Origin of the sequence: Lentzea flava (assembly GCF_014648475.1) — a bacterium.
Lineage (GTDB): Bacteria > Actinomycetota > Actinomycetes > Mycobacteriales > Pseudonocardiaceae > Lentzea > Lentzea flava.
On sequence record NZ_BMRE01000013.1, the window covers coordinates 43423 to 58249 of the forward strand.

17 protein-coding genes are annotated in these 14827 nt (G+C 65.8%); 5 read left to right on the forward strand and 12 right to left on the reverse strand.

The window, feature by feature from the left end:
• Position 1: 1 nt before the first annotated feature.
• The 8 genes from IEZ09_RS17370 to IEZ09_RS17405 all read right to left on the reverse strand — a co-directional run bounded on the left by IEZ09_RS17370 (position 2) and on the right by IEZ09_RS17405 (position 6100).
• Positions 2 to 871, reverse strand: a complete 870-nt coding sequence (locus tag IEZ09_RS17370) for a type II secretion system F family protein (protein ID WP_229812651.1) — start codon at positions 869 to 871, stop codon at positions 2 to 4.
• Positions 856 to 2202 (reverse strand): TadA family conjugal transfer-associated ATPase, encoded by a 1347-nt coding sequence (locus tag IEZ09_RS17375; RefSeq protein ID WP_189254875.1) that lies wholly within the window; start codon positions 2200 to 2202, stop codon positions 856 to 858. The genes IEZ09_RS17370 and IEZ09_RS17375 overlap by 16 nt, the downstream gene beginning before the upstream one ends.
• Complete coding sequence (locus IEZ09_RS17380; RefSeq protein ID WP_189254754.1) at positions 2199 to 3011, reverse strand: CpaE/TadZ family protein; 813 nt, start codon at positions 3009 to 3011, stop codon at positions 2199 to 2201. The genes IEZ09_RS17375 and IEZ09_RS17380 overlap by 4 nt, the downstream gene beginning before the upstream one ends.
• Positions 3011 to 3709, reverse strand: coding sequence for an SAF domain-containing protein (locus IEZ09_RS17385; RefSeq protein ID WP_189254755.1), 699 nt, complete (start codon positions 3707 to 3709; stop codon positions 3011 to 3013). The genes IEZ09_RS17380 and IEZ09_RS17385 overlap by 1 nt, the downstream gene beginning before the upstream one ends.
• Before the next feature lie 108 nt (positions 3710 to 3817).
• Positions 3818 to 4378, reverse strand: coding sequence for a hypothetical protein (locus IEZ09_RS17390; RefSeq protein ID WP_229812652.1), 561 nt, complete (start codon positions 4376 to 4378; stop codon positions 3818 to 3820).
• Between the two features lie 294 nt (positions 4379 to 4672).
• A complete protein-coding gene (locus IEZ09_RS17395; RefSeq protein WP_229812653.1) occupies positions 4673 to 5221 on the reverse strand; it encodes a hypothetical protein in 549 nt (182 codons plus the stop codon).
• Positions 5218 to 5445, reverse strand: a complete 228-nt coding sequence (locus tag IEZ09_RS17400; RefSeq protein ID WP_189254757.1) for a hypothetical protein — start codon at positions 5443 to 5445, stop codon at positions 5218 to 5220. The genes IEZ09_RS17395 and IEZ09_RS17400 overlap by 4 nt, the downstream gene beginning before the upstream one ends.
• Positions 5446 to 5458: 13 nt before the next feature.
• On the reverse strand, positions 5459 to 6100 hold the full coding sequence (locus tag IEZ09_RS17405) for a prepilin peptidase (RefSeq protein ID WP_189254758.1): 642 nt from the start codon (positions 6098 to 6100) through the stop codon (positions 5459 to 5461).
• A gap of 230 nt (positions 6101 to 6330) precedes the next feature.
• Between IEZ09_RS17405 and IEZ09_RS17410 the strand changes: the two genes are divergently transcribed.
• The 3 genes from IEZ09_RS17410 to IEZ09_RS17420 all read left to right on the forward strand — a co-directional run bounded on the left by IEZ09_RS17410 (position 6331) and on the right by IEZ09_RS17420 (position 10291).
• Positions 6331 to 8592, forward strand: a complete 2262-nt coding sequence (locus IEZ09_RS17410; protein ID WP_189254759.1) for a helix-turn-helix domain-containing protein — start codon at positions 6331 to 6333, stop codon at positions 8590 to 8592.
• A gap of 155 nt (positions 8593 to 8747) precedes the next feature.
• On the forward strand, positions 8748 to 9812 hold the full coding sequence (locus IEZ09_RS17415) for an FAD-binding protein (protein ID WP_229812670.1): 1065 nt from the start codon (positions 8748 to 8750) through the stop codon (positions 9810 to 9812).
• A gap of 107 nt (positions 9813 to 9919) precedes the next feature.
• Positions 9920 to 10291 (forward strand): DUF6355 family natural product biosynthesis protein, encoded by a 372-nt coding sequence (locus IEZ09_RS17420; RefSeq protein ID WP_189254761.1) that lies wholly within the window; start codon positions 9920 to 9922, stop codon positions 10289 to 10291.
• 24 nt (positions 10292 to 10315) lie between these two features.
• Here IEZ09_RS17420 and IEZ09_RS17425 read toward each other — a convergent pair whose 3' ends face one another.
• The 3 genes from IEZ09_RS17425 to IEZ09_RS47880 are packed head-to-tail and all read right to left on the reverse strand — an operon-like array spanning position 10316 to position 11936.
• Positions 10316 to 11044 carry a helix-turn-helix domain-containing protein gene (locus IEZ09_RS17425; RefSeq protein WP_189254762.1) on the reverse strand — a complete coding sequence of 243 codons (729 nt, stop codon included), beginning with the start codon at positions 11042 to 11044 and terminating at the stop codon, positions 10316 to 10318.
• Entirely contained in the window at positions 11041 to 11652 is a 612-nt protein-coding gene (locus tag IEZ09_RS17430) for a hypothetical protein (protein WP_189254763.1), read from the reverse strand. The genes IEZ09_RS17425 and IEZ09_RS17430 overlap by 4 nt, the downstream gene beginning before the upstream one ends.
• Positions 11649 to 11936: an HC3 family zinc finger protein gene (locus IEZ09_RS47880; protein WP_189254764.1), complete on the reverse strand. Its 288-nt coding sequence runs from the start codon at positions 11934 to 11936 to the stop codon at positions 11649 to 11651. The genes IEZ09_RS17430 and IEZ09_RS47880 overlap by 4 nt, the downstream gene beginning before the upstream one ends.
• A 268-nt stretch (positions 11937 to 12204) precedes the next feature.
• Here IEZ09_RS47880 and IEZ09_RS17440 point away from each other — a divergent pair, with 268 nt between their 5' ends.
• Complete coding sequence (locus IEZ09_RS17440) at positions 12205 to 13464, forward strand: helix-turn-helix domain-containing protein (protein ID WP_189254765.1); 1260 nt, start codon at positions 12205 to 12207, stop codon at positions 13462 to 13464.
• Positions 13465 to 13475: 11 nt separating this feature from the next.
• Here the strand turns inward: IEZ09_RS17440 and IEZ09_RS17445 are convergent, their stop codons facing one another.
• The gene (locus IEZ09_RS17445; protein WP_189254766.1) at positions 13476 to 14117 is read right to left on the reverse strand and encodes an HAD family hydrolase; all 642 of its coding nucleotides are present in this window, start codon (positions 14115 to 14117) and stop codon (positions 13476 to 13478) included.
• Between the two features lie 204 nt (positions 14118 to 14321).
• Here IEZ09_RS17445 and IEZ09_RS17450 point away from each other — a divergent pair, with 204 nt between their 5' ends.
• Positions 14322 to 14822 (forward strand): NUDIX domain-containing protein, encoded by a 501-nt coding sequence (locus IEZ09_RS17450; RefSeq protein WP_189254767.1) that lies wholly within the window; start codon positions 14322 to 14324, stop codon positions 14820 to 14822.
• Positions 14823 to 14827: the final 5 nt, after the last annotated feature.

Genomic DNA, 14827 nt, shown 5'->3' on the forward strand with positions numbered 1-14827 from the left:
GTCACACCTCCCGATCTGCGGTCAGAAACCGCGCTGGCTCGGGCGCGCGCGAGATCTTGGCCAGCCATGCGAAGCCGACGGCGAACAGGCACCCGACACCGAGCAGCACCAGTTGGCCGAACATCGAGTCGTACGCCGCGAGGTAGTCACGGTTGATCAGTACGACGGTGACCGCGAATGCGAGCGTGGTGCTCACGATCACCCGCACGGAGGTGCGGGTGCGTGCCCGGCCCGCCTCGACCCGCATCCGCATCGACACCTGCTCTCGAGCGGTTTGAGCGAGAGCACCGAGCAGATTGCCGAGCTGACGCGATTGCTGTTCGGCGGCTTTGACGAGCGCGGCGATCACCAGGTCGCCGGTCGGGTCGCCGAGGCGGTCAGCTAGACCGCGCAACGCGGGTGCGAGGCGCTCCCCACCTTCGAGCCGGGCGACGAGTTCTGCGACGTCCTCGCGAATGGGCGCGGGGGTCAGTGACGATGTCGACAGGATCGCCTGCTCCAGCCCGGATGCCGCGGCGAGCGTGTCGCGCAGCATCTCCGTCCAGGTCGCGATCGCCTCGATTCGTGTGACCCGCCGTTTGTGCTCGGGGTCGCCCCTGAGCACACCAGGAACCGCCCAACAGGCCAGTCCCGCGATGACCGCCCCGGCGAACCAACCCGTGGCGGCGCCAGCCATCGCTCCAACGGCGATGCCGAGACCGAGACGGACCAGGAGCCGCTGACGATGAGCCGCGTCCTCGCGGCGCCGCGTGCGGTTCGGCCGGCGTCGATCTGTGCCGCGCCAGCCGGCGACGACCAAGAGCACGCCCACGCCGACTCCAACACCGAGCAGAGCTGCGACACCGGTGCTGATGCTCACCGCGGCCACCACCCTTCTGGGTTGTCCAGCACGACGGGGTCGAGACCGGCGTCGACGAGGTCGTCGAGCGTTTCGGTGCGCAGCGCCCCAGGAACAGGTTGAGCGCGACGATCTGGCCCAGGTCGATAGACCTCGTTGGAGACGATCTGAGGCCCGTCGGCGTCGACGACCTCGCGGATGGACGACACCACGCGGGTGGTCTTGTCGGTGCCGCGGACCAGGTGCACCACGAAATGAACGGCGCTGGCCACGAGCAAAGCGGTGGCTTCAAGAGACAGCCGTTCGGCGCCCTGTGCGGCGTAGGAAGCGAGGCGGGTAAAGGCAATGCGCGAGCTGGAAGCGTGCAGCGTGGCCATCGACCCGTCATTGCCCTGGGACATGGCGTTGCACATCGGGATGACTTCGGGTCCGCGGATCTCGCCGACGATGACCCGGTCCGGCGACATCCGCAGACCCCAACGCACCAACTCGGCCTGCGAGACCGCACCAGCACCTTCCACGTTCGGTTCACGGGATTGCAGGGCCGTCACGTCCGCGTGGATGTTCGGGTCGCGCTCCAGCCCGAGCTCGAAGGCGTCCTCGATGGTGACCAGCCGCTCCATCGGATCCATCTCCGCGGCCAGCGCCCGCAGCATCGTCGTCTTTCCGGCCGAGGCGCCTCCGGTGATGAGAATGTTCTTCCTGGCGCGCACGAGTGCGCGCAGAAACTCCCGCAGGCCGGCATCGATGGTGCCGCGCTCGCGGAGCTGCGGCAGCGTCGCCGTGAGGTAGCCGTGCCGGCGAATCGACAACGAGGTCACCCCGTCTGCCGTCAGGCCCATCACGGCGAACAGTCGTTCTCCGCCCGGCAGCTGCAGATTCACCGCCGGAGATCCGAGGTCGAATCGACGCTCCTGGCTGGATGCGCGTGCCGCGAGCAACCGGACGAGGTCCGTCAATTCCTCGTTGGACGAGGCGATCGGTGCGGCGTGCTCGCGACGACCGTCGGTGTGCTGGACGACCACACGGTCGAAGCGGTTGGCGTTGATCGTCTCGATCGTCGGGTCGTCCAGGAGTGGCTGCAGGCCCGCCAGCCCGAACATCTCGTTGAGGACCTGGTCGACCACTTGCTGCTCGATGTCGGGCGGCACGAGGACGTGGTTGGCGGTGAGCTCGGCTTCGTTGTGCTCGCGGAGTGCGTCGTTGACGATCGGTCGTACCAGCTGTCGCCTGGCCTCGCCGGACGCGAAGACTCCACCGCGGTGGCCGTCGAGCTGACGCGGTAGCTCGACTGCGAGGACATCACGCAGCCGCTGCCGGAGCCGTTCCGCCGCTCCGTCGATGGGTTCTTGGGTCAAGGTCATGGCGAGACACCGCCTTGCACGTTCTGAGGCTCGCTGACCCGCGGTACGGCAAGCACGTCGTGCTCGAGCCGTAGTTGGCTCGGCGTCGCGGCAAGCGACGCCGCGACCTTGTTCGCGAAACGGCCTAGAGCGGAATGTGATGGCCCGCCACGGCTCCATCGGGAACGCGGTCGGCGTCCACACAGGACCGCGGCACCCAGCGAATCGTGAGGGACGCGACCAAGGGGCGGAACACCGAGCTCGCGCCCGACCTCTGCTGTGGAGTAGCCGTCGCCGACCAGCAGCAGCACCGGCCGAGGCGCCCACTGGCCGACCGCAGGCAGCTTGCGAGCCAGGTGGGCGAGGTGGTCGGCGTGCGCGCGGGTGAGCAGCACCAGCACGTCTGCTTCACGCACGATTCCCATCGCCGGCGAGCCGTGGTCGATCCGGCCGCAATCGACGATCACCACGTTGCCGGAAGTGTGCGCCGCCAACTTCAAAACCGTGTACGTGGAGTTCGGCGCCAAGGCCAGCAACGCCGCTCTTGCCTGGTCGGCGTCAGGTGGTGCGGCGATGACCGGCAGTCCGCCAGGGAGTGCTTGCGCGTGGTGCCACAGCAACGAAGGGTCCGGCTTGCCGCTGCGCACGTCCGCGGCGAGGCTCAGCAGGCCAGGCGACGGCGGGAGGGAGAAGCGCGTCGCGATGTCGCCGCCGGACGGATCCGCCTCGACCAGAACGACTCGGGCTGGAGCCGGCCATCGCGCTGCGAGCGCGACGGAGAACGTCGTCACGCCGGGGGAGCCCTTGAAGCTGAGAACCGCGACCAGCATCACCGGCCACCTCCCGGAAGGAGCACGAGCGCCAGCTGCCCGGCCGGCACCGCTGCGATCTGACGAGCTGCGGCCTCTGCCACCTGTACCGACACCACCGTGACTTGCTCGTTCGCTGGTGACGACATGCTGGTCACCACTCCAGGCCAGCTCGTACTCGTCTCCGCGACCACCGCGCTCGGCTGTGAGCCGTTCGGCACGAGCACGACGGAGACCCGCGCTCCGGTCCCCACCTCGACCGGGAACTGGCCTGCCTTCAGCGCCAGTGCAGCAATCGACTGTCCTGCAACAGGAATCGCTGGCGTCGCCACCGAGTCGGACGTGAGCAGGGTGCCCGCCGAGAGGCTCACGGCCATCGTCTTGCCCACCACGCTGGTGGCCTGCCCGGCATCCACGACGAGCACGCCGGCATCGACCGCCACGTTCACCTGCTGGAGATCCTGCGGCGTCAAGATATGCCCAACGGTTACGGGCCGGTTCAACGCCAGCACCGGCCTTCGATCATTCGCGGTGAGCGAGATCCACAGAAACGTTCCCGCACAGGCGATCACGAGTACGACGCCGAGTGCTAAATAGGGCAAGCTCCTCTTCCTGCCTCGCAGCCGCGTGATGCCGCGCTGCTTGCCGCTGATCCAGGCCGGTTGATCCGATGTGGAGGGACGGCCGGTGGCCGCGTTGTTTGTCACGTAGGTCTTCATGTCGCCCCGTTTCAGGCATGGGAGTAGCGCGCCGCGTCGCGAACAGTGATCAACGCGCGGTTGGTGAGGTGGTTGAGTTCTCGACGCGGCGCTGCGGCGCCGCAGAGGTCAGCGTCCGGTGTTCAGTGCTTGGGCCTCGGCGACCCGGAAGGACGTGCTGGTCGTTGTCGTCAGGCCTGGGAAAGATCCGGTTTGGCCCGCACCGGACCAGGTGACCGTCCAGTGCACAGTCGCCGACACCGCGAACGCTTGTCCTTGCTCACCAGCGGAGGAGCGTCGATAGGTGTGCCCGCAATCCGGGGACGCTGACTTCGGATCGGTGCCGGCTTGGAACGCGGTTCCTGGGCCAGTGCACGTGATTGTGTTGCCGTCACCCATCGACCACGTCACCGAGGCGGGACTGGCGACCGCGGTCACCGAAACACCTGGAACGGACGCGGTTTCCTCGGCGGGAGTCCACCCGCCGGAAAGCCACAGCCAGGTTGGCAGGTGCACCAGCTGAGTGCCGGACGGGCTGGTGGCGATGGTCGGCGCGGCCAGCCGCAGCCGCTTGCGCGCGATCTCGGCGACCTGCGCCGGCGACAACGTTGGTTGCGTGCTCGCGCCGGTCGGAATCCAGACCGGTCCGTGTGAATCCGGATCCTTGCCGTCCGGCGAGCAGATCACCATGAACCAACCGCCAGGGCCTTCAGGTTGTCCGTTCGGCGGGCTGTAGTCCACCGGGATGTGTCGACACCCGAAACCACCGCCGTCCGAGTCAGATTCGTCGCCGGTGGGGCTGTTCGGGTGGGCGTTGTTGCCAGCTGGCCGGTTGGGGCGTGTCCCGGCGGCGACGTCACAGACCGGGGACGGCGCCTGGCTGCAGTTCGTGCTGCCCCAGCCGTTGTCGGCTATCGCGGGCTCCGGTGCACACACCAGAGTGACGCTGAAAGCCGCGCCCACGATGAGGATGCGTCGCATGGCTCAACAACTCCCCACATCGTGCACGCCGTAGTCGGACACCTTCCAAGATCCGTCGGCTTGTTTCTCAACGACCGCGTTGATCAGATGACGGCCGCCAGGCTTGTCGTCGGCCAGGGCACCGTTGTCCTTGCGGTACTTCAACCAGTTGGTCGAGTCGCCGCAGTCGGTGATGAGGATCTTCTTCGGATCTTCCTGAGGCTCAGCGGTGGACACGGTCGGGTTGAGCACAGGTGCACCCTTGGTGATCAGACCGCGGTAGTTGTCGCCGTACAGGCTTTGTGAAAGCTTGTTGAGCGCGATGCCCGTGGCGTGCTGGCCGAGCTTCGCAGACTGCCAGTCCGAACTGGTACCAGCGGCGGCGAAGTCGTTCCACATCTCCCGATAGGCATCGATCGCCCGGTTCTGCGCGGTCTCGGCGGGGGAGGCCGTCGATGGTGGCGGCTGAGTCGCGGACGGCTTGTTGGTCGTTGTGATGGACGGTGTTCCGTCACAGGCGCCCAGCACGGCCATCGATCCGACTGCGACCAAGATCTTCGTGGTGAGGTTCACCGTGGCCTCCAAACCGGGAACGTGAACGGTGGTGCCGAGGTGGACCCCTGAGGGGGTACGGGGTCCACCTCGACCGGCGCACCCGGTGTGAAGCCGGTGTCCGGGCGCAAGTAGTCGGTCAGAGCGGCGAGCACGATGAGTGTGAAGAGAGCGACGGCGCGGTGCAGGGCGCGCGGGGCCTCGTAGGCGATCACGGGATCGTCTTCCCGGAGTGGCAGGCACATCAGACGGCCTCCGTCAGAACAGGAGGATCACGCAGATCGGCGTAAAGATCAGCGCGGGTCCCAAGGCGATCGGCTGGCCTTGTGAGATCAGCTTCCGGGCGCGCAGCACGCTCATCACGAGGCCGGTGGAGAGGAAGGCCGACATGAGGCCGACGACGACGTAGGGCCAACCGAACCAGCCGAGGAAGAACGCCATCGTGGTGGCCAGTGTGACGTCGCCAAGGCCGAGGCCCGATGGCGAGATCAATCCGATCGTCAGCACGATCACGAGCACAACGAGCGCGGCCGTGACAGCCCGCAGCAACGGCCAGACGTCTCGCTCGATCAACCCCGCGAGCCCGAACTGGACCAATCCACCGCCGAGCAAGGCGCCGACGATGGGGTGAGGCAGCCGGTGGCTGCTCCAGTCGATCAAAGCGAGAAGCAGGCCGACGATCGCCAACCAAGCGAGCGCCCCGGCAGCGGTGTGTCGCCGCGTCGTTCCCTCGACGAGCAGGAGCGCCAGCAACGCGCCAGCCGCCAATGCCGGTCTCCACCCCACCGCGGTCACACACCTCCACGACGCAGCCTCGCCTCGCGCGATCGAGTTGCTGAACGCGATGACGAATGGGCCTGCGAAGACGCCGAGAAGGCCGTAGGTCAGCCAGAGCGACATTGCGCCTCCACGCGCGAAGCCAGCTGCCGAATTCGCATTCACTGACCAACGAAAGTTGTCGTTCGACCGGGTGACTTCGTACGCCTGGTTGCTTGGAATACGAGACGAAGTTGGAGGGGCTCCGCATACGATCACCTCCTGGACCAGCAGCTTCCACTGCACGTGACTGCTTGACGACGTTCAGTGTTGGCAGGGTTCGGGGGGAATCGCTAGGGGAGGACCGTCTTCAGATGAACAGAAGACAGCAGACGGCACATATCCAAACGAATACGCAAACTTTCGGGCAGCTATTGCGCACGCTTCGCAAGCAGCGGCAAAAGTCGCTGTCAGAGCTCAGCACGGACTCGAACGTGAGCAAGGGGTATCTGGGCAACCTCGAGCAGGATCGCAGCGTGCCCAGTCCGGAGATCGCAATAGCGATCGACGACGCTCTGCATGCTGACGGCCGGCTCGCCGAGCTGGCGGTGCCGAAGCCGCGCTCCAGGACAACCCGGGATCGGGTACGGCCGGCCCAGCTGCCCGTCGCGGTGCGCGGTTTCGTGCCGCGTCGCGACCTGCTCGACGAAGCAGAGGCAGCGCTCGCTGTACACGAAGGTGTGATCGCACTCGATGGCCCGGCGGGCGTGGGCAAGACCGCGTTCGCCGTGAACTGGGCTCATTCGATCGCCGAGCGCTTCCCGGACGGTGTGCTGTTCACCGACTTGCGTGGCTATGCCGCGGACCCACCAGAAGATCCAGCGGTCGTGCTGGGCGGCTTCCTGCGTTCCCTCGGCGCCACCCCGTCGGAGATCCCGAGCGACCTCGCCGGTCGGGCGGCGCTGTACCGGACGCTTCTGGAAGGCACACGCATGCTGGTCGTGCTGGACAACGCAGTCGACGACGAGCAGGTCCGCCCCTTACTGCCAGGGTCGGCACCGTCGCTGGCGCTGATCACAAGTCGCAACCGTCTGTCCGGCGCCGTAGTGCACGAAGGCGCGGTCCGCATCACCCTGCGACCGATGACCGCGGACGAGTCGCATCAGCTCCTGAGGTCAGTGATCGGGCGCCGGATCGACGCCGAACCCAGCGCCGCACAGGTCATCGCCGACCGGGCCGGACGCCTGCCCCTCGCACTGCGCATCGCCGCTGAACGCGCGAGCCTCTGGCCGAACACACCGCTCCACGCACTGGCGGACGAGCTCACCCGACGTCAACCGCTCGATGTGTTCGCGGTCGACGACACACTCGCCGTACGGACCGTCTTGTCGTACTCGCACGATGCGCTACCGGACAAGATGTCCAACACCTTCCGGTTGCTGGGGCTGCATCCGGGAGGGCCGATCCGCATCGAGGCGGCCGCGGCACTCATCGACCAGCCACCGTCACAAGCCCAAGGCCATCTGTCCGCCTTGGCCAGCGTGCATCTCCTCGAGCAGACCGCGGAGGACAGGTTCGTCATGCACGACCTGGTCCACTCCTACGCCCTTGAACTCGCCCTCGAACACGACCCGCAGGACCACAACATCGCGGCCCTTGAGCGGCTGGTCGACTCCTACCTGCGCACGGGCGCGGCCGCGACCCGGCTGCTCTGGCCATCTCGTCCAAGACGTCCGATCGACCTGCCCCGGCACAACCTGACAACGTTGACATTCCATCGCCCGGCGGACGCCATCCGCTGGTTCGAGGACGAGCTGCAGCTGCTTGTCCGTCTCGTCCGGCACGGCGCTCGGTGGAACGTCACCACCGTCGCCTACCTGCCGGTCGTGATCAACGAGATGCTGTTCCACCGCCGCGCCTGGTCGTGGTGGGTGCCCGCACTTCGCGACGCGCTCGCCATGGCTCGCCAAGGCCGCCATCGCGATGCCGAGGCGTGGATGCTGGAAACGCTTGGTGACGCCGGCATCGACGAAGGCAGGGCAACCACGTCGATCATGCTCTACCAGGAGGCGATGGAGATCCGCGCTGAGCTGGGCGACCGCAGCGGCATCGCCGCAGGCCATGTTGGCCTCGGGCGCGCCTATTGCCAGCTTGAGGACTACGACAACGCGATCACCCACTGCCAGACCGCCCGCCAGATCAGCATCGAGGCTGACGACCGCTGGGAACACGCGGTCGCGACCGCACACCTCGCCATGGCGCGCGCTGCGCAAGGTGCGAACGAGGAAGCATTCGCGCTGCTCACCACTGTGCGGAAGACCTTGGAAGACGACGAGGACTTCATGTCGTCCGGATGCGCCTCGACCCTGCTCGCGGGTCTCGCCGAGTCGATCGGCGAGTACGGCCTCGCGCTGCAGCACCTCGACGACGCGCTCCAGACTTTCCGCCAGGTCGGCGACATCTGGAGCCAAGCCCACATCCACAGCCGCATCGGCGACGTGCAGGCCGACTGCGGCAACCAACAGGCCGCGCACCGCGCGTGGACGGCCGCCGCAGAACTGCTCACTGGCAACATCGAGCCCACGGCCACGCAGTTGCGCCTGCAGGTGATCAACAGCCTGAAGGAGGATCATTAGTGCATCAGGTGTTCGACGGCTTGCCTGAGCTGTCCGGAACGCTCCACGCCGACGAGGACACGCTTCGCTGGGCCGCGCACGACTACGGCGATGTCGTCCACCACATGCCCCTCGCGGTGTTGCGCCCAGCCACCGCAGTCGACATCGGCACCGTGGTGAGGTACGCGCTCCAGCGCGATCTTCAGGTCGTACCGCGCGGCCAGGGACACTCGACCGGCGGCCAGGCACAGGCACTCGGTGGCGTCGTGGTCGACATGAACCAGCTCAACCACATCCACGAGATCGGTCCGGACTACGTGGTTGTCGACGCGGGCGCGCGATGGAGCGACGTGCTTCGGGCGACGCTGCCCCACGGCCTGACGCCACCCGTGCTCACCGACTACCTCGAACTCACTGTCGGCGGCACCCTGTCGGTCGGCGGTCTCGGCGGCGCCAGCCACCACCACGGTGCCCAGACGGACAACGTCCTCGACCTCGAAGTTGTCACCCCGAGCGGGACCCTCGTGTCGTGTAGTCCGGCCGAGAACCGCAACGTGTTCGACGCTGTGCGCGCCGGCCGTGGTCGCAACGGCGTCATCACCCGCGCCAGGCTGCGCCTCGTGCCTGCCGCGGAAACCGCGACGTGGCACAAGCTGTCCTACGACACCGTCGAGCAACTGGTTGCGGACCAGCAGCACCTCGTCACCGCGGATGTCCTCGACTACGTCGAGGGGCAGCTCAAGATCCGCGACGGTCGGCGCGTCGCCGAACTCGAAGCAGTCACCTTTACGGGTGTCTCGGTCGGATCAGGACGTCTCGACGGCCTGAAATTCCGCTATGCCGATACTCAGACCGCGAGCTACTGGGACTTCATCAACCGACTCGCGTCCGGTGAGCCGCTACTCCGCGACGCCGGCCTGTGGGACTCACCGCACCCGTGGTGCAACCTGTTCCTTCCGAGCAACGTCGTCGTCGAACTGCTGCATCAAACCGAGCGTGAACTCGGCGCCGAGTTGTACGGCGACTTCGGTCTCGTCCTCGTCTATCCGGTGCGCACCGATCGCATCGCCACACCGCTTCTCGCGCTGCCAGACGACGACATCGCCTTCCTTGTAGCCGCCCTCCGCTACGCGCCCATCGGCGAACCGCAGGCCGTGCGCGCCATGCAGCGTGCGAACGACTCGCTCGTCGCGAACGCGTTGCAAGCAGGCGGAAAGCTCTACCTCGATCCACTGTCGTAGACCGTCTTCTGTCTCCTGTTTGCCGCGATGCAGAAGATACCTTGTCTGTCCGCTGTGGAGTCTCCAAAACTGAAGTGTGCCAACCACTTCAGTAAAGGAGATCACGCATGAACACGAACGTCGCACGCGCGTTCAGCGCAGCAGGCATGCTCCTCGCCGCGACCGCGGTCGGCATGATCGACACCAGCGGCGACTCGTCAGCCGCAGTCATGCCTCGGTACTGCGGCTTCTACGACCTCAACCCGCCGCAAGGCGAGCTGACCGGCTACTACTACCACTGCGGCAACAGCTTCATCCTCATCAAGTTCCACTGGACCAGTGGTAACACTGGCACCTCGTGCATCGAGCCCCAGGGTCAGCGCCCCTTCTTCAAGGATGGGCAACACGAGATCATCAACGCCTACTACGTGACCACACCGCCGAACCTGACCGGACCGCCTGAGGATCGCAGGTGTGCGTTGTCGCAACCGCGAGTCTGATCGGCCTCCCGCGCGGCTCGCCTCCTAGCTCGCCTTCGTGATCGACTGCTGGCGTCGACGAATCTTCGGCCGAGCGAACTCGTGTTGATCATGGGTTGCGAACTGGTGGGTGAGCACCGCGCGGAACGTCGGATCGGCGATCCTCAACCGTTGCACTCTCTTGTCGGGCTTCGAATGACACGTGGCGTACACGATCAGGTCGACCGCGTCTACGCCGTACCTGAGTGCCAGCTCTGCCACCATGATCAGCGTCGGCAGGGTGATGCCGCGTTCGTAGTTCGAGAGAGTGGCCATTGATGCGGGCACGAGGGCCTCCACGTCGACGAGGCTCCAGCCCAGGTCCTTGCGAACATCACGAAGAGCCTTGCCAAGGGCCACCGGATACGGCTGTCGCTCCAGGAATCGGCCGTACGCGACGTCGATGTCGAGGCCTCGCTCTTCTACGAGATCTCGCAGCTCTGCGTCGTCGATCAGTTGCAACAACGACCGCGCGCGAACGACGTTGGACTCAGATAGCGTGAAGTAGTCCTTGGCAGGGAACTCGTCGAGATCCGTTCGGCGGGACAACAGCTTGATCTTGGTGAACCGGACGACCTGCCTGCGCACGTCCTCGACGGTGAGCTTGGTCAGCTCCACCAGCCTGGTGAACGTCACCTCCCGATCGACTCGCCCGAGTAGCGCCGTCAACACGACGCCGCCGCGACGGTTCCACGAGAGACGGGGGTCGGCTGGCCGCTTGTCCAGAATCTTCATTCCTGAGTTGCCACCCCGGTCGAACCAGTCGTGGGCACCTCGGTGCAGCGCAAGGCCTCGCCGAACCAGGTCGCATGTCGCTCGAGCTTTCGAGCCGCAGCTGCCACGAGAACGGCCAGTACCTCGAACACCCCGTCGCCGTGCAGGGCAGCGACGGCTTCTTCGATCGCGTCCGGATCGCGCGCTGCGTACGCGGAGACAACGGCAGAGGCAACCTTCACATTCTCCTGCCACGCATGACGGTCCTCGGCTTCGATGTCGTTGGGGAGCGCGAAGGACACCGGGAGCTTGATCGGCGATCGCAGCTGGTCGCGCGGCACGCCGTCGAGAAGGATTGTCGCCATGAGGCTGGCGGCTGAGACCAGCACCTGTTTGTCTTCGTGCGCGACGATGAGTTGGAGCGCGTCCTCGACGAGTTCAGATTCCGCCTTCAGCTGGTGCCCTACCGCGCTCAGCGCCCACCGCATGCCGAAGTCGCCGGCGGTGCGACTCCGCAGCCGATTTTCGTCCTGAACGATCTGGTCGACGCCGGATGGTGAGTACTCGGGATCGCCCTGCTCGACAGCGTTGACCGCATGGCCGTGCTTCCTGGGCGCGTCGGCCGTCATGGCTGCAGGGCCGGTTCGGTTTTGCTTGTGGCAGTGGGGGAGGAGGGCGATGCGAGCGTCGCTGAGCAACCTTTCCTCGGCCACGGCAGGATGTGCTCGTCCGCTCGCCAGGCTAGGTCGCACTCAACGCACGTGGGCCAGCACCGTGCATCTTCCGGCCAGGTGTCAGGCCCCGCCGTCAACTCCGTACCGCACAGGGTGTAGCCAATGTGGTTCGGTTTGAGTTCCTGAGGTATCGCATGGCGGGCGCCGTTGTAGGGCTGCCATTTGTAGTTCCGAGGCATGTCCGATCACTTCCCGCGAACGTGTACGCGATCAGCGCGCGTGGTGTTGGCAGGGATCCACACAAAACGAGACCGCGGGGAAGATCCAGATCGTCAATCTGCCATCGATCTAGCGTGAATCTGCCATCCAGCGCTCCTGCCTGCGTGAACGACGGCATGCCCCGACCGGGTGAACCAGAAGTTCTTCGGTGGGAACACAAGCCTGAGACGTGTTCCAAGCTAGGCTGGCCAGCGACAATGCGCCCGAATTTCGCGCTTGGGGAGACCGATGGCGACGCCGAGGATGGGGCTGGCCGCCCGACGTTTGGCCTTGGGCTACACCCAGGAGCGGCTAGCGGAGTTGGTTGGTGTCAGCGTCGGCACCATTGGGCGTTGGGAACGTGGCGAGACCAAAACGCTAACGCCAACCGTGCAGCCGCGTCTGGCGAAAGCACTTCGTCTCCGGGCCGTCCAGGAACTGCTGGACCTGCTTCATCCCCAGCCGCTGGTGTTTGCGGTGCCTGCTGCCGGCGACGTCGGGAAGACGCGGTCGAGCTCAGCAACTGCGTCATTCCGCCAGCGAGGTGATCTGGATCGGGTGCACGCTGCTGTTCCTCTCCTTCGACGTGTGCTTGACGCTTTCGATCTCCCAGATGATGGACCAACCCGTTCATTGAAGGAGATTGGTGCCGACGTAGCTCGCGTCAACGAACATCGTCTGGAGGCGCGGTACGGAGTACTCGCGGACTGTCTTCCTGACCTGCTCGCCGAGCTAGCGAGGGCAAGCCAGCTCGGGGATGGTCAGCAACACCAACAAGCAGCTGCGCTTCGTGCACTCGCGTTCCGCGCTGCTGACGGAATCGCCTTCAAGTTCGGATACCTTGATCTGTCAGCTCGACTCATCGATCTCATGCGACAGTCGGCCGCAGTCGCGAACGACAGCCTGTTGGTGGCGGCAGCGGAGTACGTCCGCACCGAGACGTTCTTTGCCAACGGCGATCTCAGCACCGGTGGCAGGGCACTCGTCAGGGCAGCTGACCAGGTGGCTCTGTCGAAGCAGGACACTCCGAATGTGGCTGCGACGTATGGATCTCTCCACATGAGAGCGGCAGTGGTGGCTGGGCGGATTGGTGATAGTCGAGGAGCGGCCGACCATCTGCGCGAGGCCCGACGTGCCGCACAGAAGGTTCGCGAAGGCGTCTACCACGGAACGGCGTTCGGCCCGCTCTCGATTCGGATCCACGAACTTGCTGTGGCTGCTGAGCTACGTGATCCTGCAGGAGTCGAGCGAGCGTCGACGTGGCATCCACCGTCGGAACTCCCGGCAGAGCGGCGCTCGCATTACTACATCGACCTGGGGCGCGCTCAACTCGACCTCGGCCGCCACGACGACGCCTACGTGAGCGTCGAGATGGCGCGTGAAGCCGCACCTCAACACACGCGCGAACACCCGCAGGTCAAGAGCACGGTGGGTGCGCTCCTCCAGCTTCGCCCGGGGAACAGCAGGGTGGTTGAGCTTGCCGCGTGGGCGGGTGCACGAGCGATCTGACTCGCGACCGACTATCCGGCCACCAGCTCGGGAAGTTCGTTCAGAGAATCGATCACCCAGTCAGCATCTCTGCGAACCAGCGGATCGTCGGCCCACAGGTGGCCCCACGGTCCGCGCCGGATCAAGGCTGTACGAAGTCCTGCGGCCTTCGCGGGGACGATGTCGTTGTCTCGATGATCTCCGACGTACACGATCGAGGCCGCAGGCACTTGCGTCGCTCCGATGACGCGGTTGAAGAACTCCTTGGCGGGCTTGGCGACACCCCACTCTCCAGAGGTCGCCACGTAGTCAGCGGGCAATACGAGTCCTCGGAGAAGTTCAGCTGCCCGTGCAGTCTGGTTGCCGACGACTCCGACCCACAGTCCGAGATCGCGCAGCGCCTGAAGGCTCGACCGGACGTCTGGGTAGAGGTCGTTCTCTTCGATTCGCTCGCCGAGCCCAGCGTCCTCCCGTAGCTGCCGCTCGCGGGTCACGTCGAAGCCTGGACGGAAGTACTGAAAGGTCTCCGCGTTGTCCCGTCCGGCCGCGGTCACCGCGCCCAGCACGGTCGAGAATGTGTGACGCGAAATGCCGATCCAGTCGGCCCATGCACCCCACTCGCGCGAGTCGTCCAGCAGCGTCTCGCCGACATCGAACACGACAGCTTTGACCATGGTCCCACTCATACGCCATCGAGCTCGTCGGAGCGAGTGGATGCCAATGTGGCGTCGCCCAGCTCGGGTCGAGTTGTTCAACGCATCGATCAGTTGGCAAGTACCTTGAAGTCAGTCCGCCGTGTGCCCAAGGTGGCGACGTTCCTCGCTGCTCATGGGTGCTGGAGCGCGTGGAGCTGACGCAGAGGAAGGTCGAACTGCGACGTGGCCGGTCTGACTGACGGGAAAGATCAGTTCGCTTACTTCGCGGAAGGCAATGCCAAGCAGGCTCGGAAACGAGTCGCAGCCAAGGTGCTTCTCCGTGACGAGCAGGGCCGAGTTGTCCTGGTCAACCCGACGTACAAGGACTTCTGGGATCTGCCCGGTGGAATGGTGGAGGGCAACGAACCGCCGACGATCGCAGCCGTACGTGAGGTGCGGGAGGAACTCGGCGTCCAGGTGCAGATCGGCCGACTGCTGGTGCTCGACTGGGAGGCGCCGCACGGGCCTTGGGACGACCAGCTCGTGTTTGTGTTCGACGGCGGTGTGCTTGGGCCTGAACAGATTGAGGCGCTCGAGGTGAGTGACCCGGAGATCAGCGAGTTCGAGGTCGTCGAGATCGGTGATGCGCGGCGACGGTTGCGGCCGGACATGGCGAAGAAGCTCGAGCGAGCGGTGGCCGCGGCGGAGTCCGGAGCATTCGGCTACGCCGAGGGAGCGCGTTGAGCCCG